Source organism: Streptomyces sp. YIM S03343 (assembly GCF_054729195.1).
This window is the reverse complement of sequence record NZ_JBPUKX010000002.1, coordinates 492,829-510,920: the sequence shown is the minus strand read 5'-3', so window position 1 is coordinate 510,920 and position 18,092 is coordinate 492,829. Positions and strand designations below refer to the sequence as shown.

15 protein-coding genes and 1 pseudogene are annotated in these 18,092 nt (G+C 69.0%); 4 read left to right on the top strand and 12 right to left on the bottom strand.

Annotation, left to right across the window (positions count from 1 at the left end):
* Window positions 1-11: 11 nt before the first annotated feature.
* From ACSYGN_RS38060 to ACSYGN_RS38050, 3 genes are all read right to left on the bottom strand, one after another.
* The gene (locus ACSYGN_RS38060) at window positions 12-338 is read right to left on the bottom strand and encodes a rhodanese-like domain-containing protein (RefSeq protein WP_460404853.1); all 327 of its coding nucleotides are present in this window, start codon (window positions 336-338) and stop codon (window positions 12-14) included.
* A gap of 224 nt (window positions 339-562) precedes the next feature.
* Window positions 563-1,057: a PaaI family thioesterase gene (locus ACSYGN_RS38055; protein WP_460404851.1), complete on the bottom strand. Its 495-nt coding sequence runs from the start codon at window positions 1,055-1,057 to the stop codon at window positions 563-565.
* A 93-nt stretch (window positions 1,058-1,150) separates the two neighbouring features.
* The gene (locus ACSYGN_RS38050) at window positions 1,151-2,116 is read right to left on the bottom strand and encodes an expansin EXLX1 family cellulose-binding protein (protein ID WP_460404849.1); all 966 of its coding nucleotides are present in this window, start codon (window positions 2,114-2,116) and stop codon (window positions 1,151-1,153) included.
* A 171-nt stretch (window positions 2,117-2,287) separates the two neighbouring features.
* On the opposite strand from ACSYGN_RS38050, the gene ACSYGN_RS38045 reads away from it, so the two are divergent.
* Window positions 2,288-3,022 (top strand): HAD family hydrolase, encoded by a 735-nt coding sequence (locus ACSYGN_RS38045; RefSeq protein ID WP_460404847.1) that lies wholly within the window; start codon window positions 2,288-2,290, stop codon window positions 3,020-3,022.
* A gap of 42 nt (window positions 3,023-3,064) precedes the next feature.
* Here ACSYGN_RS38045 and ACSYGN_RS38040 read toward each other — a convergent pair whose 3' ends face one another.
* The gene (locus tag ACSYGN_RS38040) at window positions 3,065-4,498 is read right to left on the bottom strand and encodes a hypothetical protein (protein WP_460404845.1); all 1,434 of its coding nucleotides are present in this window, start codon (window positions 4,496-4,498) and stop codon (window positions 3,065-3,067) included.
* A 196-nt stretch (window positions 4,499-4,694) separates the two neighbouring features.
* Between ACSYGN_RS38040 and ACSYGN_RS38035 the strand changes: the two genes are divergently transcribed.
* A complete protein-coding gene (locus tag ACSYGN_RS38035) occupies window positions 4,695-5,111 on the top strand; it encodes an ATP-binding protein (RefSeq protein WP_460404843.1) in 417 nt (138 codons plus the stop codon).
* A 237-nt stretch (window positions 5,112-5,348) separates the two neighbouring features.
* On the opposite strand, the gene ACSYGN_RS38030 is transcribed toward ACSYGN_RS38035, so the two are convergent.
* From ACSYGN_RS38030 to ACSYGN_RS38015, 4 genes are all read right to left on the bottom strand, one after another.
* Window positions 5,349-6,710: a hypothetical protein gene (locus tag ACSYGN_RS38030; RefSeq protein WP_460404841.1), complete on the bottom strand. Its 1,362-nt coding sequence runs from the start codon at window positions 6,708-6,710 to the stop codon at window positions 5,349-5,351.
* Between the two features lie 342 nt (window positions 6,711-7,052).
* Complete coding sequence (locus tag ACSYGN_RS38025) at window positions 7,053-7,466, bottom strand: hypothetical protein (protein ID WP_460404839.1); 414 nt, start codon at window positions 7,464-7,466, stop codon at window positions 7,053-7,055.
* Window positions 7,467-7,793: 327 nt separating this feature from the next.
* Window positions 7,794-8,288 carry a hypothetical protein gene (locus tag ACSYGN_RS38020; protein WP_460404837.1) on the bottom strand — a complete coding sequence of 165 codons (495 nt, stop codon included), beginning with the start codon at window positions 8,286-8,288 and terminating at the stop codon, window positions 7,794-7,796.
* Window positions 8,289-8,805: 517 nt separating this feature from the next.
* Window positions 8,806-12,612 (bottom strand): family 78 glycoside hydrolase catalytic domain, encoded by a 3,807-nt coding sequence (locus tag ACSYGN_RS38015; protein ID WP_460404835.1) that lies wholly within the window; start codon window positions 12,610-12,612, stop codon window positions 8,806-8,808.
* 273 nt (window positions 12,613-12,885) lie between these two features.
* Between ACSYGN_RS38015 and ACSYGN_RS38010 the strand changes: the two genes are divergently transcribed.
* On the top strand, window positions 12,886-13,683 hold the full coding sequence (locus ACSYGN_RS38010; protein ID WP_460404833.1) for an SAM-dependent methyltransferase: 798 nt from the start codon (window positions 12,886-12,888) through the stop codon (window positions 13,681-13,683).
* 22 nt (window positions 13,684-13,705) lie between these two features.
* Here the strand turns inward: ACSYGN_RS38010 and ACSYGN_RS38005 are convergent, their stop codons facing one another.
* Together ACSYGN_RS38005 and ACSYGN_RS38000 are read right to left on the bottom strand one after the other, a co-directional pair.
* Window positions 13,706-14,167: a cupredoxin domain-containing protein gene (locus tag ACSYGN_RS38005; RefSeq protein ID WP_460404831.1), complete on the bottom strand. Its 462-nt coding sequence runs from the start codon at window positions 14,165-14,167 to the stop codon at window positions 13,706-13,708.
* A gap of 122 nt (window positions 14,168-14,289) precedes the next feature.
* Window positions 14,290-14,832: a heme-binding beta-barrel domain-containing protein gene (locus ACSYGN_RS38000; RefSeq protein WP_460404829.1), complete on the bottom strand. Its 543-nt coding sequence runs from the start codon at window positions 14,830-14,832 to the stop codon at window positions 14,290-14,292.
* 235 nt (window positions 14,833-15,067) lie between these two features.
* Here ACSYGN_RS38000 and ACSYGN_RS37995 point away from each other — a divergent pair.
* A pseudogene (locus ACSYGN_RS37995) lies at window positions 15,068-16,059 on the top strand (IS5 family transposase).
* A 93-nt stretch (window positions 16,060-16,152) separates the two neighbouring features.
* On the opposite strand, the gene ACSYGN_RS37990 reads toward ACSYGN_RS37995, so the two are convergent.
* Together ACSYGN_RS37990 and ACSYGN_RS37985 are read right to left on the bottom strand one after the other, a co-directional pair.
* Window positions 16,153-17,379, bottom strand: a complete 1,227-nt coding sequence (locus tag ACSYGN_RS37990; protein WP_460404827.1) for a serine hydrolase domain-containing protein — start codon at window positions 17,377-17,379, stop codon at window positions 16,153-16,155.
* Window positions 17,380-17,491: 112 nt separating this feature from the next.
* Window positions 17,492-17,917 (bottom strand): SsgA family sporulation/cell division regulator, encoded by a 426-nt coding sequence (locus tag ACSYGN_RS37985; RefSeq protein WP_460404825.1) that lies wholly within the window; start codon window positions 17,915-17,917, stop codon window positions 17,492-17,494.
* Window positions 17,918-18,092: the final 175 nt, after the last annotated feature.

Genomic DNA, 18,092 nt, shown 5'->3' with positions numbered 1-18,092 from the left:
ACGGCTGGGGCTCAGGCCGCGCTCTCGTGCGCACCGGCGGCGGTCGGACGGCCGCCCGGGATCCAGCCGAGGGTGCCGCCCCTGACGGAGTAGGCGTCGATCCCACGGGAGCCGAGCCAGTCGGTGGCGGCCTTGCTGCGGTTGCCGCCGGCGCAGATCACATAGACCGGCCGGTCGGTGGGCAGTTCACCGGCGCGCGCGAGCACGGAGCGCAGCGGCATCAGCCGGGCGCCGGGCACATGCCCCGCGACGTACTCGTCCGCCTCCCGGACATCGACCACCGGAGCGCCGTCGGCCCAGGCGGCCGCGAACGCCTCCAGTCCCACTTCACGAGCCATGAGGTTGCCTCTCTTGTGTACCCCCGTATACCCCGGGGGGTTTCTGTCTAGCGAGAGTACGGCGGTGCCGCGGGCAGGGTCAAATACCCCAGGGGGTATTTGACCGAGGGGCAAGAGGGCGGCGTACATGGCGCAGATGGCGGACATGGCGGACATGGCGGACAAGACGAGGGCAACGTGCGAACGGAGCCCCCGTGATGTGAAGGCGAAGGTGAAGGTGAAGATCAGGGTGAGAGTTCAACGGTCCCGGCATCGGCCGCGGATGGCGTGCGCCGCACGCTCCACTCGAAGGAGCCCCGGCACACCACCGTGCCCGCAGCGTCGGTGATCTCGGCGAGCGTGACTAGCCGGGCGCGGTCGCTCTCGCCCGCCCACAGCGGCCGCAGCGCCTGGCGGGCCTCGTCGGACAGCTCGCACACGGCCGTCAGCCGCCCCCGTGCCGGGGCGAGGAACTCCACGGACGCGGCCGAGCCCAGCGGTACGACGCCGTCGAGGTCGGCGGTGCGGGGCGCGTCGGAGACGAGAGCGCCGAGCCCGGCCGCGTCGAGTAGGGCGACGAGCCCGCTGGAGTGCAGCGACCCGATGACGTTGGTCAGCTCCGGCGGGGTGTCCGCGGTGAGCTCGGCGCGACCGTCGGCGGCCCGCCGCACCGTGACCCCGGCGGTGCGATGGGCCGGGATCGGTTCGAGCAGGGCGCGGGCCAGGGCCGTCATGTCCATCGCCTCAGCGTCGCACGGTCGGCTTGCGGCCGAGTGGCCCGCGGGGGACGGCACGGACAACGCCGGGGGCGGGGCGGCACCCGGTCGCGCCGTTCAGTGCCGGGCGAACTGGACGCCGGTGGCTTGTACGACGTTCGGGCGCACCGCGATCGCGCCGACGGTGAGGCGTTCGCCGTAGATATCGGTGATCCGCACCGAACCGCCGCAGCCGCCGCCGTCCTCGGCGAGGAAGTAGTTGTAGTCGGCGCGAGGCAGCACTCGCCAACCCCCACTGCTGGTAAGGAGTTCGAGCCGGGCCACCGGATTGCGGTGCCCGATCACCTGGAGCCCGCACCAGTAGCGGCTGGAGCCGGTCTTGTACCGAAGCGAGACGGTCTGCGAGGTGTCGGGGCTCAGCAGCCGCCAGGTGATCGGGATACGCCCGGCCGACGGGGCGGCGAGCTTCGCGAACGCCTGTGCGCTGAGATCGATCTGGCCGGGGGCGCAGTCACCCGGGCACTCATTGGTGATGCGCACGGTGATGGACGCCCCGTTCGCCGCGCGGACGAGCACATACGCCCCGCACGCCTTGGAGGACTCGTAGTCGGCGGTGTTCATCGCGCCGGTCATGACATCGCTGCTCGCGTCATAGAGACAGGCACCGGTGCCGTCGGTGCCGTAGAAGGTGGCGACGCCCGAGTAGGTGGTGCCGGGCCGGATGCGTCCCGCCAGCGGGGCGGATCCGGAAGCGGCGCGCGAGGTGCCTCCGCCCGCCGTGCGGGCCGAGGCCTTGGAGGCGGTGTGGGGCGGGGTCGGGGAAGGCGACTTTGCCGGCTTCTTCTTGGAGCCGACGGTCGGGGTGGGGGAGGCCGTCGCGCTCGGGGTGCCGCTGGCGGCGGCCGAGGGAGTGCCCGGGGCGCCCTCGACCGCCGTGGCCGCGGTGTACCCGGCGTCGTCCTTGTGGCCGCCGCCCGGCAGCAACGCCACCACCAGGCAGGCGAGCACGCCCGTGGCCACCATAGCCAGGGCGGCCGCCAGCCCGCGCCTCGGTCTGCGTGCTGCCCGTCTCGCTGCGCTCATGCGTCGGTTCCGTTCGGGTGAGGTCGAGTCGATGATGCACCAAGGCAGTTGCCGCCGGAGGCGAAAACGTTGCCGCAGATTCGCGCACCGGGAGGGCGGCGGCGCATCATGATCGGCTGCCGTCCCGTAGTGCCTCTGTGCGCTCCAGTTGGTGACCACTACCCTGACCCCATGGCCTACGACCTGGATGCGCCCGCCGCCGACCACGCACCGGCCCTTGTCCTCTGGGACGTTGACCACACCCTCGTGAGTATCGGGGGCGGTGTGAGCCGCACCATCTATGCCCAGGCCTTCGAGCGCGTAACTGGTCGGCCGCTGGGTTCACTCGCCGATATGAACGGCCGCACCGAGCAAGCCATCATGGTGGAGACGCTTCGGCTCAACGGGGTCGAGCAGCCGGAAGCGCTGTACGACCACTTCTACGCGGCCCTCGCCGAAGCTGCCCACGAGCTTGCCGGGCGTATGCGCGAGGTCGGCGAAGACCTGCCCGGCGCACGTGAAGCCATCCAGGCATTCGCAAAACGGGGCGTCGTGCAGTCGGCCGTCACTGGCAACATCCGTACCATCGCTGAGACCAAGCTGGCCGCACTCGACCTGGCCGAGCATCTGGACTTTGCAGTAGGCGGCTACGGCGATGACGGCAGTGACCGGGCCGACCTCGTACGTCAAGCACGTGCTCGGGCGACCGCTAAGTACGGCCACCCCTTCCCGGACGGGCACGTCATCGTGATCGGGGACACGCCGCACGATATTCGTGGCGCGCATGACGCCGATGCTGTGGCGGTGGGCGTGGCTACGGGGCGCAGCTCTGCCGAGGAACTGGCGGGTGCCGGGGCGGACATCGTGCTCCGTTCGCTCACGGAGTACAGCGCCATAGATCGGCTGCTAGCCCATGTCGGAGCCTAGTTCTCCCTGCTCCTGCGTACCGTCATATCGAATGCCTGCTCTTCAGCTGCGTATACCGGCAGCTACGGTCCCCTCGGCCGTCACCAGGCGGTACAGCTCCCGGAACTCCTGGACATAGGGCAACCGGCGGAACGGGCTCAGCGCGTCGTTCAGCTCGCCGAGGCGGTCGGTAATGCGCGCGGAGCCAATCGTCTGGCTGAGCGCCAGGGCGTCGTGTCCGACTTGGCAGGCCCGCTCGACTTCACCGTCAAGCAGGTGGCATTTGGCCAGGCGTGACATGTAATGCACCCGGTCACGGGCACGGTTCGGGGCGTTGGTGCCCAGCAGGGCGAGCGCCTCGGTCAGTGCGCCCGTTGCTTCCTCCGTCATCCCCATGTCGAGGTAGCAGGCTCCACGTTGGGCGGCGACCTCCACAGCGTCGACGTACGACACGTACAGCGGTTCTTGCTCCTGGCCTGCCCGCGCGAAGTCCGCTTCCATGGCCTCCAGGACGCGCAAGCATTCTTCGTCGCCGAATTTGGCGTGAGCTCGGGCCAGCCGCGCCCCCGTAGCGGCACGGGTGAGCGGCGTCAGTTGGTCAGAGGTTGCGGCGAAGGCCATCTGCGCCAGCGAGCGAGCCGGGACGGATCGACCGCGGTACGTTTCCTGCAAGCTCATGTAGCCGAGCGCACTGGCGACCAACCCGGCGTCGGCGACCTCGTGCCCGATCTCAACGGCCGTTGCCAGAAAGCGCTTGGCGTGAGCGTGCTTGTTGGCGTCGAGGGCCAGCCAGCCGACCATCTGGTTGAGCTGCCCGAAGGCCGCCAGGCCGTCCCGAGGGTTCGCGCGGACGCTGACCGCCATGCGGGCCACGTATTTGGTGAGCGGTAGGTACAGACTGTCGCCGCCAAGCTCGTCGTCCAGGTGCAGGAAGGTGCGCAGCAGATGTTCGCCGCTTTCCTGCAAACTCATGCCATTGAAACCGGAGACGCCGTACTCCGGTGCGTCATTGGAGAGCGGCAGCCAATTGCCACCAGGCGCGACCATGTCGAGGAGGACCTTGCGTGCGGGCCGTTCTTCGGCTGCATGCGGCTCAGGAATGCTCGGCCGGCGGTGCAACCGAAACCACAGTAGGGGTTCGGGGATCGCCAGGGTATGCGCCCAACTCATAAGCTTGGCGAGGTCTTGCGGCGGATTTCCGTTCTCGATGCGACTCAGTTGGGCCTGGGCCAACCCCAGCCAGCCAGCGAGGGTTTCTTGGGAGACAGGCTGTTGGTGCCATGGGTGCGTCCGGTAGGCGTAGAACACGTGGCCCATGTGCCAGGCGTCTAATGCCTCGCGCATCCGTTCGGCTTCCCAAAACTCTTGCGGGACGTGCGGCGGGTTGGCGACGGCCGCCACGGCCGCTTTCCGCTGGCATGTGGCACAGCGTTCGCCGTGGTTGTCTCGTGCCAGCCGTGTGCCACAGGCGCAGTAACGCACCTGATGCTGTGCCATATGCCGTACTCCGTAAGGCTGCCGCCGGTATACAAGGCCAAGCTTACGGACTTTGGGCTGCCTACGGGGCCTTGTGTCTATGCGTGCCATACATACCCGGTTATGCCGCCCCGCCATGCACACCAGGGGCTGCCAGCCCACAGGCTCTTATCCGAGCTGGCGTCGCCCCCGGACGCCGCCCGGTAGAGGAGCCACCATGCCGAACGAGCGGATCACAAGCCGCCTCGAACTGGCCGCCCAAGCCGATGCCGTGCGTTGGGCACGGCGACACACCCGCGACGTGCTGAGCGCCTGGCGTGTCAATCAAGAGCAGATCGACAATGCGCAATTGGCGGTTTCCGAACTCGTCACCAATGCGGTCCGGCACAGCGCCGACCAGTCGCTCGAAACGCTGCCGACCCGGCTGACGCTGACATTGCAGCGTGAAGAAACCCGCATCCTCGTCCTGGTCGCCGACCCGAATAACCAGCCCCCGGTCCGGAGCGGCCTTCCGGATCTCGGTGCCGAAAACGGCCGTGGATTGCTCCTCGTGCAAACGCTCGCGAAAGAGTGGAGCTATTACTTCCTGCCGACCGGCGGCAAAGTCGTCTGGTGCAGCATCGAGCTTACCTGAGCGCGCCTGCGTCGGCCGTGGTATTCCCTCACCCTTCCATTGTCAGCTGCACGCTGCGGCCTGCGTCGCCGATCGCCTCGGGACCGGTGCTCTGGGCCGTCAGTCTCTGCCGTGATTGTGGAGGAAGGGTGCCAGAAGGGCTCGTTCTCCTTCCTACAGAACCTTCCACGCCGTAGGGAACCGCATCCCGGACTGCGTGAACGCCGCCCGCCTGGCCTATCCGCCCGGTGTCCTTGGTTACCGCCTCAAGACGGAGCTGAAGGGCGCGTCAGGGGCCTTCGTGAAGACGGCGAAGGCCTCGCGCGCGCGGCCTTGCCGGATGAGGAGGTCGCCCAGCTCGTACGCCTCCAGACTCTCGGTTGAGGCGGCTAGGACCGCTATGGCCTCATCGGGGCGACCTTGGTCTTCCAAGACGCCTGCCAGCATCTCCCGGCGGAGGTAGAACTCGTCGTCGGTGAGGCCCTCGAGTACGGCGATGGCTTCGTCGGCCCGTCCGGTTTCGGAGAGCAGCCATATCCGGAGGCGGGCCAGCTTTTCTTCCCATTCCGCCAGGTACATGCGGCCGTCCTCGTCGTCGGTGACTCGAGGCGCCAGGGAAGCGAGTTCAGCGAGGAGGTCGTAGGCGGTGTCGGGGTGGCCATGTTCGACCAGCTTCATCAGCAGGCCCTGTTCGTAGCAGCCGCAATCCCGGTCGGCCAGTAGAGCGCGGGCGGCTTCCAGGACTTCGCCGGGCCGTCCGTGGCGCACCAGCAGGTCGGCGAGATGGGCCGGCCCGTGCATGGGGTGGTCCGTCGCGGCACGGCGAGCTGCGGCGAAGGCGGCGTCGGTGCGGCCGAGTTCCTCCAGCTTGCCTATCAGCGCCCCGACCGCGTATCGGCCGTAGGAGCGCGTGGTGAGTTCCTCCAGTTCCTGGAGCCGTTCGTGGCGGGCGAGTAGTTGGGCGAGCTCCTCGACGACGTTCACGCTGACGGAGTTGCCGTTATCGAGGTTTCGTTGCAGCGCCTGGACGGCCTCGTCCAGGCGGCCTTGCCGCTCCAGAACCTGCGCCAGCATGACCGTGGCCAGGAGGGGATGGCCGGTCTGCAATTCCTGCTCCACAAACGGAGCCATCAGGTCCACCACTTGTTCATCGCAGCCCGCGCCCTTGGTGGCATCCACGAGGCCCTGGAGGTAGTACCAGTCCTCCAGGTGCGGGCGCAGGAGGTCTACCCCCTCCTGGACTCTGCCAAGGACGACCAGGAGCCGGGCTTCGACCGGTGCGGCCAGCCTGTCTTGGCCCTCCTGAGTACGGACGAGTGCAAGTGCCTCCTCTGCACGGCCCCAGCTCTCCAGCAGTTCCGCCGCGGTCTCCACGGCCGCCCAATTGTGGGGCTGGGCATAGGGGACAAGGATCTGCCAGGCGGCATCCTGCTCCCCCCTGCGGCTCAGTTCTCTGGCTGCTCCTTCCGCGCAGTTCCATGCCCCCGGGCCTCCAGTGTGGATCGTCCCGGCGGCCTCGATGAGAAGGTCCAAGTGGCCGTGTTTGACGAGCACGGCGACGGTGCGCGCGCAGACATCGGCGAGAGCAGAGTCCGGCCGGGCAAGATCATCAAAGTTCATGACCGAAACCCTAAGGACCACCACTGACAACAGCGGGTGACGAGACCGATTGCGGGTCGTTCTCGCCAGGTTGAAACGCTACTCGCTCTGACACGAGGTGTGGACACAGGCGGCGGGCACACCCACTGTGCCCACCAACACGCCACTCAACATCTCCCCAGGTTAGGGGTATCCCTTGAGAAGAGCCGCACCCAACCACGTTGCAGGGACTCCCAGTGCCAGCGAGGGGGCGCAGGCGTGACCGGCAGGCTGGTGGGCTCACATGTTGCGGTGCCGCGTATTCTCTGCCGCCGAGAGCTCGGTCTCACCTTGAGTAGCGTGAGACCGAGCTGCGGGCGGCTCCTACTCCTCGTCGAGGAGGATTTTCGCGAGTTCTTCCACCTTCTCGGTGATGACCTGGAGCTTCTCAGCGTCCCGCGAGGTGTTCATTCGGCGAAGTGCAACCTCGGCCGCCTTGCTGCTGCCGTCGCGAAACACGGCGTCGACGACTGCGGCAGCAGGAGTGCCGCGCTTGTAGAGAGTGATGATGGCGTACTGCTCACCGGGGATATCGGCGGGCAGGTGGGCGAGTCCGAGACCGTCGAGGCGGCGACTGATGCTGGCACGGACATGAACGCCGAGGCGGCCGGCCTGCTCCAGGTCACGCAGAAGCCACATGACGACGCGAAGAACGCCGCCGGACTCTTCGACGGCATGCCGCAGCTCCTCCCAGCTCTCGACCTGGCCGCCAGCGTCGCCTGCGGTGAGGTCGAACACAGGTGTAGCCATAAGGATCCCCCCAATTTGAAGCCCAAGAAAAATTCTGACTTCAAATTATCCTTGCGGATTAGTTTCGTCCAGAGGCTCGTGCCGACCGGTCGATTGTTGGTGGTCGCCGGGGGCGTATCGGCTCCAGGTTCCTCCGGCTTCGGTGACCAGCCGTGTAGCGGTCTTAACGCGATAGCCGAGGGCCTTCGCGTGACGGGGGCCGGGGCCTGGAAGACGAGTTGCCGGATCGCAGAGGTCCTGAAGCGTGTCACCCGCTCGCTGATCGCGGTTGACCACTGACGGCATCCGGCGGACCGCAGGCAGGCTCACGCCGAGTCAGAGGACCTCGGTCTGCTGTGGGGTCACGCAGTGGGAGAACTCGCCAACCTGCACGATGTAGCCCTTTGGCGGCTCCAAAGACGTCGTCCACCAGATCCCGGCCACCTCCCCGACAGCCTCCGTCGGCGCGCCCGGTGTATCCGCCTCCAAGCGGATTCGGACGCGGGTTCCTTCGGGCAGGTCGCTGCGATAGCGGGGCGGCATGTCGGGATGAAGTCCTCCCCGGGAGACCAGGAACTCCGGCCGCAGCCTCCAGGGGCTGCCGTCCTCGGTCTCCACCGCGTAGAGCGGTCCGATGTGGCCATCACGCTCGTCCTGCTCGATGACACACGCGACGATCACACCGCGGCTGCCCACGATCTCCGGCCCAAGCCAGCCCAGTTTCGGAATCGGTGGGTGTGGCGTCGCCAGTTCCACTATCTCGCCGTAGACCAGCGTGGCCTGTTCAGGCCAGGGAGTCTCGTCCAACAGCCACCGATGCTTGACAGTCATGAGCCCCTCCTGTTCATGGCCTTGGCAGACCACCACACCATAACGACGAGGCGTCCGGACGGAGCGGCCTGGCCAGTTCTCCAACCGCACGCTCAGGGACTCCGGCCGGCCGGGCGGCGACCACCGTCACATCGGATCTACTCGTCTAGGGTGTTGGCTCCCGGCCTCGGGCCTCAGCAGAGCCCATGGTTCCGATGGTTACGCCATCCGACGGGGCATGTGAGGCGCCGGAAGACGGGCGCTGACCTGCCGCGAAGCCCTCCAAGATCAACGCGCTATTACAGCGTGATCACTGGCAAACGACGCCTGCTTCCGACGGCATCCGCCTGCAGAGTCCCCCGGCAGGATCGAATCTGCGCACACGGCTCCGGAGGCCCTGTGCTGGGCGTCCTCCACCCGCCTGGGCCACCATGGGGGTGGTGGTGTGGGCCGCCGTCCGGGGAGGGACTCCGTCGGCTTTTCGGCGGGGCTCCCGCCGTGCGGCCGGTCCCGGACCAGCCGCACGGCGGGATCGGTGTCAACTCGCCGCGGTGAAGATGTACTTGCCCGCGGGCACGAAGTACGTCGCCCTACCGCCCGGGACCGCCTGGGCCGGGGCGGTGACCGACTGTGGCCGTGAGGTCGGGACCATGACCGTGGCGTGGGTGCCTGCGGGTACGGTGATGTGCAGGGTCAACTGGCCGTCGGCGATGCTCCATTCGCTGCTCGCGGTGCCGTACGGCGTCTCGTAGGTGCTCCCGGCCGACGTGAGGCCGCCGCCGGGGCGGGGTGCGATGCGCAGGGCGGCGTAGCCGGGGCTCGCCGCGCCCAGTCCGCCGATGTAGCGGTACAGGAAGTCGCCGACCGAGCCGAGGCCGTAGTGGTTGAAGGAGTTCATGCCAGGGTCGTTGAACGAGCCGTCGGTGCGGATGCCGTCCCACCGCTCCCAGATCGTGGTGGCACCCTTCTCGATCATGTATCCCCAACCGGGGAAGCCGCGTTGCAGCAGGATGCGGTACGCGGTGTCCACATGCCCGTGCTCGGCCAGCACCGGCAGCAGGTTCTCCACGCCGAGGAAGCCGACGCTCAGATGCCCGTCCGCTGCGGCGACCTTAGCGGCTAGCTTGTCCGCCGCCGGCTGGACCAGTGAGTCCGGCAGCAACTCGAAGGCCAGGGCGAGGACATAGCCGGTCTGGGTGTTGCCGCTCACCGTGCCGTCGGGCGCGATGAAACGGGCCGTGAAGGCCGCCGCGACCCGGTCGGCCAGATCCCCGTAGGATGCGGCCTCGGCCGTCCGGCCAGTGGCCGCCGCCATTCGCGCGACGAGCCGGGCGGAACGGGCGAAGAACGCCGTGCAGACGATGTTCTGCGCGGTGTTGTCGTTGACGTTGAGCCAGTCGCCGTACGTTGTCCGGTCGCGGATCAGGTCGGTGCCCGCGGTGGACCGCAGATAGCCGACCCAACTCGCCATCGCCGCGAAGTGCCGGTCCACGACGCCCACGTCGCCGTAGCGCTGCCACAGGGTGTACGGGACGATCGTGCCCGCGTCGCCCCAGCCCGCCGTGCCGGAGCCACCGATGACGGCGGGCGCTACATCCGTGAACGCGCCGTCGGACTGCTGGGCGTCGGTCAGGTCGTCGGCGAACTTGGCGAGGAACGCGTGGGTGTCGAGATTGAAGGTCGACGTGGCGCAGAACGCGGCGATGTCACCGGTCCAGCCCAGCCGTTCGTCCCGCTGGGGGCAGTCGGTCGGGATCGAGAGCATGTTGCTGCGCTCGCCCCACACGATGTTGTGCTGGAGCTGCCGGAGTAGAGGGTCGGAGGCGGTGAACTTGCCGGGCCGTGCCGCGTTCGTCCACACCGCGCGGCCGGTGACCGTGCTCGTGTCGGGGGTGAAACCGTCCGGCAGACCGGTGAGTTCGACATAGCGGTAGCCGTGCACGGTGAACGTGGGCTCGTACGTCTCGGTGCCGCCGGTGCCGGCGAGGGTGAAGCGGTCGGTGGCCTGGGCGGCGCGCAGATTCGTTGTGTAGAGCGTGCCGTCGGGGTTCAGGACCTCGCCGTGCCGGACGGTCACCGTCGTACCGGCGGGCCCGCGGACCGCGAGACGGTTCCAGCCGGTGAAGTTCTGCCCCAGGTCGAAGATCCAGACGCCGGGCTGGGGTTGGGTCACGGCCACGGGCCGGAACTCGTCCTGGACGGTGACACCGTTGTCAACCTGCGCGACGAGGCGGGGCGTGCTCGCACTGGACACGGCCGCGGCGTCCCATCCGCTGTCGTCGAAGCCGATGGAGTCCCAGCCGCTCATGTCCAGCCGCGCGTCGAAGGTCTCTCCGTTGTAGAGGTCGTCCGCCCTGATCCCGCCGTTGGCCACCTTCCAGGTGCCGTCCGTTGCGACGAGCTGGGTGCTGCCGTCCGTGAACGTGACCACCAGATACGCCGAGTACCAGGGCTGGGTGCCGTAGTGCTGGCTCCCGGCGAAGCCGAGGCTGCCGGAGTACCAGCCGTTGCCCAGCCGGGCGGCGAGCACATTGGCCCCCTGCCGGAGACGGTCGGTGACGTCGAAGACCTTGTACTGGAGACGCTTGGCGTAGTCGGTCCAGCCGGGCGCCAGCACGTCCGCGCCGACCTTGGCGCCGTTGAGCCGTGTCTCATGGAGCCCCAGCGCGGTGGCGAGCAGCCGGGCGGAGGCCACCTGGCCGCGTACGGTGAACCCCTTGCGCAGTAGCGGCCCGGGCTTCACCACCCGTACTTGGGACCCCCACGGTCCGCCGCCGTACGACGCGATCGCGCGGGCCGCGGGCCAGGCGCTGTCGTCGAACCCGCCGCTCTGCCAGCCCGGTTGCTCGTCCTGGCCCGCCTTCCACGATGTGTCGGTCACGAGGGTCGGGCCGCCGGTCGTCACCAGCCTGGCGATCACGGAGGCCGGGGACTGAGTGGTGTTTCGGCAGGTGATCGCGATCGTGTTGGTGCCTGTGGTGAGGCGGTCCGTGACATCGACGAGCGCTGCGCTCTTCCATGAGTCGGTCACCCGCGGCGACGTGCTCACCAGTACCCCGTTGACCCATACGTCCGCGGTGTCGTCCCCGGTGACCACCAGGTTCGCGGCGGAGGGCGAAGTGGTGAGCGTGAACGTCCGCCGGAAGTATCGGGTTCCGACCGGCACCCCCGAGGCCGGATCACCCTCCGGGTACCAGATCCACGACGCTCCCGTCAGATCCGGAGCCGCGGGCTGGCCGATGAACGCGCCCCGCCACTCCTCGTCGGCAGCCAACAGCCCGGTCTCGAACCATCGCGGCGCGCTCCACGCACTTGCCCGCCCCTGGGTGTCCCACACCCGCACTCGCCAGAAGTACCTCGTGAGACTGCGCAGTTGCCGTCCGCCGTACTCGACACCGAGTTGCCGCCCCGACGCGATCCGCCCGCTGTCCCACACCTCGCCGCCACCCGCACGGGAGGCGGAGACCCGGACCTGGTACGCACCCTGCTGCTGCCCTTGCGCCGAGGCCGAGGCCGAAGCCGACGATGTCGCCGATGCCGCGGAGTCGAGCCGCCAGCCGAACCGCGGCCGTGCCGCGTCCACACCGAGTGGCTCGGCACGCTGCTCGACCGTGCAACCGGTCACCCTCAGCGGCGCCTTGGCGCCGAGATCGGGGGCGGCGACCCGCGTGAACCAGGGCGCGATGCCGTAGGCGCCCAGCTCCCGGGCCGCGGACCAGCCGCCGGTGTCGAAAGCCGGCCGCTCCCACCCCTCGACCGCGTCCTTACCCGCCGACCAACTGCCGTCGGTGACCAGGTCGGTCGTCCCGCCGGCGCTGCGCACCCGCAGCCGCCCGATGACACCGGCGTGCCCGCCACCGCTGCGGCACGCCACGGCAAGGGCGTTGGTGCCGGGCCGTAGCGCGGAGCGCAGGTCGACGTACAGGGCCCGGCGCCAGGAACCGGCGGTTCTCGGTGACCCGGCCAGCGGCTGCCCGTTGAGCCACACGTCGACCGTCTCGTCACCGGTGACGACGAACTGAGCTTCCGTCACCTCTCCCTCGGCGACGGTGAAACTCCGGCGGAAGTACCGGTGTCCGGCGGGGGCATCACGGCCCGCGTCCGACTCCGGGTACCAGATCCAGCGGGCCCGGGACAGGGTGACGGGCTCGGCGGACGCGGTGGACCGGGCGTGGGCGACTCCAGGGAACGCGCCGACGGCTCCCGCGGCCAGCGTCCCGGCGGCGAGCGCGGAGGTGATGCCCAAGACGTGACGTCGGCTCAGCGGGCCTTGGTGGTCGGCGGGTTCGGGCTCCACGGGGCTGGAAGAGGAGCTGGGCTCGGGGGGCGGTGTCTGACTTGCCACGGATGTACTCCCTCACACGGTGCGGATGGAGCAGAGCGACTCGTACAGTGCGCAGCGACGGATGTGATTGAAACGTTTCAAATCGTCGGTGCGAGGGAAACGTACGAGAGCTGCGCGGGGCCGTCAAGAGGTGCGGCACATGGTTCAGGACGACACGCGCGGGACGGCTGTCCGTCGAGCAACCCCGTGTGATCGTAAGCAAGTTGAGGTAAGAAACAGGTCTGGCCACCCATGGGCAGGACTGCGGGCGCGGTCTGTCGAGAGGAGCGCAGTGTGACCCAGGACGGCTTCCAGGCCGAGGAGATCGACACCAGCAGGCCGCATCCCGCCCGGATCTACGACTACTTGCTCGGCGGCAAGGACAACTACGAGGTCGACCGCGCGGCCGGTGACGCGCTCGCCGCCGCGGCGCCCGAGGTGCGGATCAGCGTGCGCGCCAACCGTGCGTTCATGCGGCGCGCCGTCCGTCATGTCGTCGGCGGCGGGATCCGCCAGATCCTTGACCTCGGCACCGGGCTGCCCACCTCGCCGAACGTGCACGAGATAGCCCAGGAGGCCGCGCCCGATGTGTGCGTCGCCTACATCGACAACGATCCGATCGTCTACACGCACGGCAGCGCGCTGCTCGGCTCCCACGGATCCACCAGCATCGTCCTCGGCGACGTGCGAGACCCCCGGGGGATCCTGGACCACCCCGACGTCCTCAAGGTCATCGACTTCGATCAGCCGGTCGCCCTGCTCCTCGTCGCCCTCCTCCACTTCCTCACCGATGCGGAGAACCCCGGCCGGGTCGTCGCCACCCTGCGCGATGCGCTTCCGGCCGGCAGTTGTCTCGTCCTGTCCCACGCCACCGGCGACTTCGCCGACCGCACAGAGGCCCAGGCCGTCTACAACAACGCCACCGCCACCATGAACCTCCGCACTCGCGCCGAGGTCGAGGCGTACTTCGACGGCTTCGAACTGATCGAACCCGGAGTGACCCAGGTTCCGTTCTGGCGCCCGGAGGGCACGCCGCCGCCCCGGTCGGAGGAGATCGGCTTCTATGGCGGAGTGGCCTTCAAGGCCACCTGAGCCCGCCCGGCGCGCCCGCGCGTCAGGTGACCTGGATGGTCTGCATCATTCCCAGCTGCTTGTGCCCGTCGACGGGGCAGTACATCTTGTAGCTGCCCTTCTTGAACGTGACCGTCAGTGTGCCCGTCTGGCCGGCCTGGAGGTTGTTGGTCCTGACGTCCTCGACGCCGGGCCCGTCGAGTTCCAGGGCATGGGTGGCCGTGCCGGCGTTGTGGGCGGTGAAGGTGTACGTGCCCGGCGTGAAGGCGGACCGGGACAGCTTGAGGTGGTATTCGGTCTCGGTGACCGTCACCTGCGTTCCCGCGCCCGCCTTGGCCGTGGTGGGGCTGCTGCTGGCGTGGCTGCCGCCCCCACCCCCGCCGCCGCAGGCCGCCAGGGCGAGGGCGCCGGTGAAGGCCAGCGCCGAGATGCTGATGGCGGCGCGTCGTGAGCGCGCCATGGGGGCCGTGCGGGCCGTGTGGATCATGCCGTTCATGCGCTTCATGCGGTTCATCCCCTTCTCGGCCCGTTCGAGGGCCGCCGGGCTTGTACCTGTGTCGTACGAAAGGTCCTCTTCGGGGGATACGTGAAGGACAGCCGCATCGTTCAAGGCGCGCGACCGGTGCCCTACGCCGCGCGCCGCAGCCGTGCCGTCAGGTGCCGGTGGAGCGGGTGGCCGACCGCCGCCATGTCGTGGATGTACGTCAAGGTGTCGTCGTCCTCGAGGGTGTAGCGGCGGTGGTAGGCGTCGACTTCCTTGGCGGTGGGCGTGCGGACCACGTGGCCGGCCGTGAGCTCGACCGAGCCGTCCGCCGCGCGGCCGACGGCCAGTTCCGCGATGCCGGTGGGCTGGGTGATCAGCGCCTCGATGTGGCCGCCGGGCTGGAGCCGCCACCAGCCGCTTTCGCGGGCCGAGGGCCGCAGCGGGGTGCCGTCGGTGTCGAGCAGCCAGGCGCGGGCCTCGTAGCGGAGGAAGGGGCGGCCGTCGTGACTGAAGACGATCTCCTGCGCGTACGTGAAATCGCTCTCGACCGTCGGGTAGCCGCCCTGGCCCGTGCCGCGCCAGATGCCCAGCAGACCGAGCACGGGTGCGAGCAGCGCGTGCGGCGCGGGAGCCTCGCCGGGGCGGTGGCCGTCGGGGAAGGGGTTCTCCAGTACGGGCTCGGACACGGTGCGGCTCCTGGGGTCGGTGGGGTGCCGGGGGCGGGCCCGGGCCGCTGCCCCCGGCGCGGCGGTGTTAGGGCCTGTCTGGAGTTGTGATCTGGATCAGGGAGCGGGGCGTGGTGCGTGCGATCGCAAGGCGCCGGAAGGTCCTCGTAGCGGAGCTACTAGGGTGCGTATCGAGTCGTGATCAATCTGCGGGATGTGCCTTCGGGGCACGGCTCGGTCCGATAGACCGTCTGACGTGACACGAGTGCAACTGACCGACGCGGACTGGGAATTCATCGAGCCGTACCTGCCGATCGGCGAGTACGGCCCGTACCCCGAGCGGCTGCGGCAGCAGTTCGAGGGCGTGATCTGGCGGTTCAAGACGGGCGGGCAGTGGCGGGAGATGCCGACGGAGTTCGGCGCCTGGTCGACCGTCCACAACCGCTTCCGGCAGTGGCGTGACGCCGGGGTCTTCGAGGCCCTGTTGGAGGGTCTGATCGCGGAGGCCGCCAAGCGTGGTGAGGTGGACCTGTCCCTGGTCAGCATCGACTCCACCACCGCCCGGGCCCACCACGACGCAGCCGGGATGCACCTCGACGAGGACACCGTAACCGCCCTGGAGAAGGCCGCCGCAGAGGAAGAGAAGGCCAGGTCAAAGGGGGCGGCCTCGAAGAACAAAGCGGTCAAGATCCCGCGCGGGAAGAACGAAGACGCATCCGACGACGGCACAAACTCCGGCTGAAGGCCGCCCTCCTCGGACGCTCCAGAGGCGGGCAGACCAGCAAGGTCCACCTCGCTGCCGACCGCAAGTGCCGCCCACTGGCGTTCATCCTGACCGCGGGCCAGGCCGCGGACAGCCCGCAGTTCATCCCCGTACTGAACAAGGTGCGGGTGCGCGGGCCCGTCGGCCGTCCCCGCACCCGGCCGGACGCGGTCGCCGGAGACAAGGCGTATTCGTCCCGCGGCAACCGCGCCCACCTGCGCAAACGCCGTATCAAAGCGGTCATCCCGGAGAAGAAGGACCAGGCCGCCAACCGGAAGAAGAAGGGCTCCAGAGGCGGTCGGCCCGTCAGCCATGACGCCGACCTCTACAAGGACCGGAACACCGTCGAACGCCTGATCAACAGGCTCAAGGCATGGCGAGGCATCGCCACCCGATACGACAAGACCCCCGGCAGCTACCTCGCCAGCCTCCAACTGCGCGCCTCGATGATCTGGGTCAAAGACCTCACTCGGACTACCCAGTGATCACGACTCAATACGCGCCCTAGGGCCTTTCGGCAACGCGGCGAGCGTGCGTGCCACGCCCCGCGAGCCCAGATCACAACTCCAGACAGGCCCTTAGTCCGCGAGCGGGTGGTCGGGGTCCAGGAGGGCGGCGATGCGCTCGGTGATGGTCTGCGCGGTGTTGCCCGCTGGGGCGTTCGGGCCGACCGTCGTCGACACCGCGATGGACAGCCGGCTGTGCGGCTCGTAGGCCATGACGGCGGCGTAGCCGAAGAACGACGGGTTCTGCACCACCCAGCCGTTCTTGACGACGATACCGACGCCGAAGTGGAACTGCTCGGTCATGGGCAGACAGATGGTGGCCGGACAGGCGTCGGTGGGGTGGCCGAGGCCGACCGTACCGGGGTTGAGCTGGGTGCGGAAGGCGGCGGGCGAGAGCAGTTCGCCGCTGCCGATGGCCTGTCCGGAGCGGGCCAGGTCGCAGATGTCGGTGGTGAGTACGGCGCCGGGGGCGGTGGTCCACGACGGGTTGAAGTACGTGGACTCCTCGTAGAGGCCGCGCTCGGCGTCGTAGGCGTGCAGTACGGGCTGCGGGATCAGGGCCGTGTCGTTGTTCTGGGTGTTGCGCAGCCGCAGCGGTCCCATGATCCGCTGCTGCAGCAGCCGGTCGAGCGGGGTGCGCGTGATCTCCTCCAGGGCGCGGCCCAGGAGAACGAAGTTGGCGTGCGAGTAGCTCCAGTTGGTGCCGGGCTCGTACCACAGCGGGTGGCTCAGCGAGATCCCGACCAGTTCCTCCGGGGTCCAGTGCTGCCAGGGGTCGGCGTAGAGCTTCTTGATGAACACCGGGTCGGTGACATAGTCGTGCAGACCCGAGGTGGAGTCGCCGAGCATCCGCAGGGTGATCTGGTCGCCGTGCGGCAGATCGGGCAGCCAGCGGGAGACGGGGTCGTCCAGGCCGACCTTGTGCTCCTCCACCAACTGGAGCAGGACGGTGCCCATGTAGGCGATGGCGACGGAACCGGCGCGGAAGTGCATGGCGGGCGTCGCGGGCACATCGGTGAGGGATTCGCCGTCCGCCGTCGTGACCAGCTCGCGGCCGCCGACCGTGACCTTCACCAGGGCGGCCTTGAGATCCAGTTCCTTCCGGGCCTCGCGGACCAGGTCGATCACCTGACGGGCCTCGCCGCGCGGGCGGGCGGTGGCGGTGCAGGGCCGCCCGGGGCGGTCGGCGGCCGTGGCGCCGACCCCGGCGCTGCCCGTGGTCGCGGAGGCGGCGCCGGTCTGGATCGTGGTGCCGAGGAGGGCGACGGCGCACAGCAGCGCCGCGGTCGTACGCGTCATGCGTGCACTATGGGATGCCCGCCGTCGCCCGGCGGGGGACAACACTCCGGGTGCCGCCGCCGGGGACCCGTACGGCGGAGCCCGGAGCGCAGGTCCCTCAGTGCCTGTCCGCTCAGGCCGCGAGGATCTCGTCGAGCGCCTCGTCGATCCGGGCCGTGAAGTCCGAGTAATGGTGTTCCAGCCCCAGGGGCACCAGGGCGTGTGTGCGGTCCAGGAACGCCATGAGCGGGGCCGTGGCACACACGAACAGTGCGGCGGCGCCCCCCACCTGAAGCCTGATCAGTACGTCGTCGAAGCACCCCGGGCTCGCCGGGGCGATGTGCACGTCCCCCTCGCCGCACGGCTGCTGCACCCCTCCGACGAGCAGATCGCGGGCGAACCGCCAGGTCACGGAGGTCTCGTCGCCCGGGTTGAAGGTGATGTGCACGGCGAGCGGATCGCCGAGGTCGAAGCGCAGCTCCACGGGGACCCGGAGGGAGTCGTGGTCGGAGACCAGATAGGCCATGTCCATGATCGCGCACACGGAGTCGGGTCTCATCGGCTGGCTCCGCTGTGATGGAGGCGTACGCCGAGACAGGGGCGGGCAGGGCGGGAGAGGCGGGAGGCGGGCGCGTCGGCCGTGCGGACCGCGGCGGACGGCTGCCGGAGGACGCCGTGCTCCGGGGCCGTCTGTGGGCACAGAAGATTCACATCTTCTTCAACGATTATCCTCC

Bases quoted from the DNA above. Each gene is read 5' to 3' on its own strand.
- ACSYGN_RS38060 (WP_460404853.1), bottom strand. From the start codon at position 338: ATGGCTCGTGAAGTGGGACTGGAGGCGTTCGCGGCCGCCTGGGCCGAC.
- ACSYGN_RS38055 (WP_460404851.1), bottom strand. From the start codon at position 1,057: ATGGACATGACGGCCCTGGCCCGCGCCCTGCTCGAACCGATCCCGGCC.
- ACSYGN_RS38050 (WP_460404849.1), bottom strand. From the start codon at position 2,116: ATGAGCGCAGCGAGACGGGCAGCACGCAGACCGAGGCGCGGGCTGGCG.
- ACSYGN_RS38045 (WP_460404847.1), top strand. From the start codon at position 2,288: ATGGCCTACGACCTGGATGCGCCCGCCGCCGACCACGCACCGGCCCTT.
- ACSYGN_RS38040 (WP_460404845.1), bottom strand. From the start codon at position 4,498: ATGGCACAGCATCAGGTGCGTTACTGCGCCTGTGGCACACGGCTGGCA.
- ACSYGN_RS38035 (WP_460404843.1), top strand. From the start codon at position 4,695: ATGCCGAACGAGCGGATCACAAGCCGCCTCGAACTGGCCGCCCAAGCC.
- ACSYGN_RS38030 (WP_460404841.1), bottom strand. From the start codon at position 6,710: ATGAACTTTGATGATCTTGCCCGGCCGGACTCTGCTCTCGCCGATGTC.
- ACSYGN_RS38020 (WP_460404837.1), bottom strand. From the start codon at position 8,288: ATGACTGTCAAGCATCGGTGGCTGTTGGACGAGACTCCCTGGCCTGAA.
- ACSYGN_RS38005 (WP_460404831.1), bottom strand. From the start codon at position 14,167: ATGAAGCGCATGAACGGCATGATCCACACGGCCCGCACGGCCCCCATG.
- ACSYGN_RS37990 (WP_460404827.1), bottom strand. From the start codon at position 17,379: ATGACGCGTACGACCGCGGCGCTGCTGTGCGCCGTCGCCCTCCTCGGC.
- ACSYGN_RS37985 (WP_460404825.1), bottom strand. From the start codon at position 17,917: ATGAGACCCGACTCCGTGTGCGCGATCATGGACATGGCCTATCTGGTC.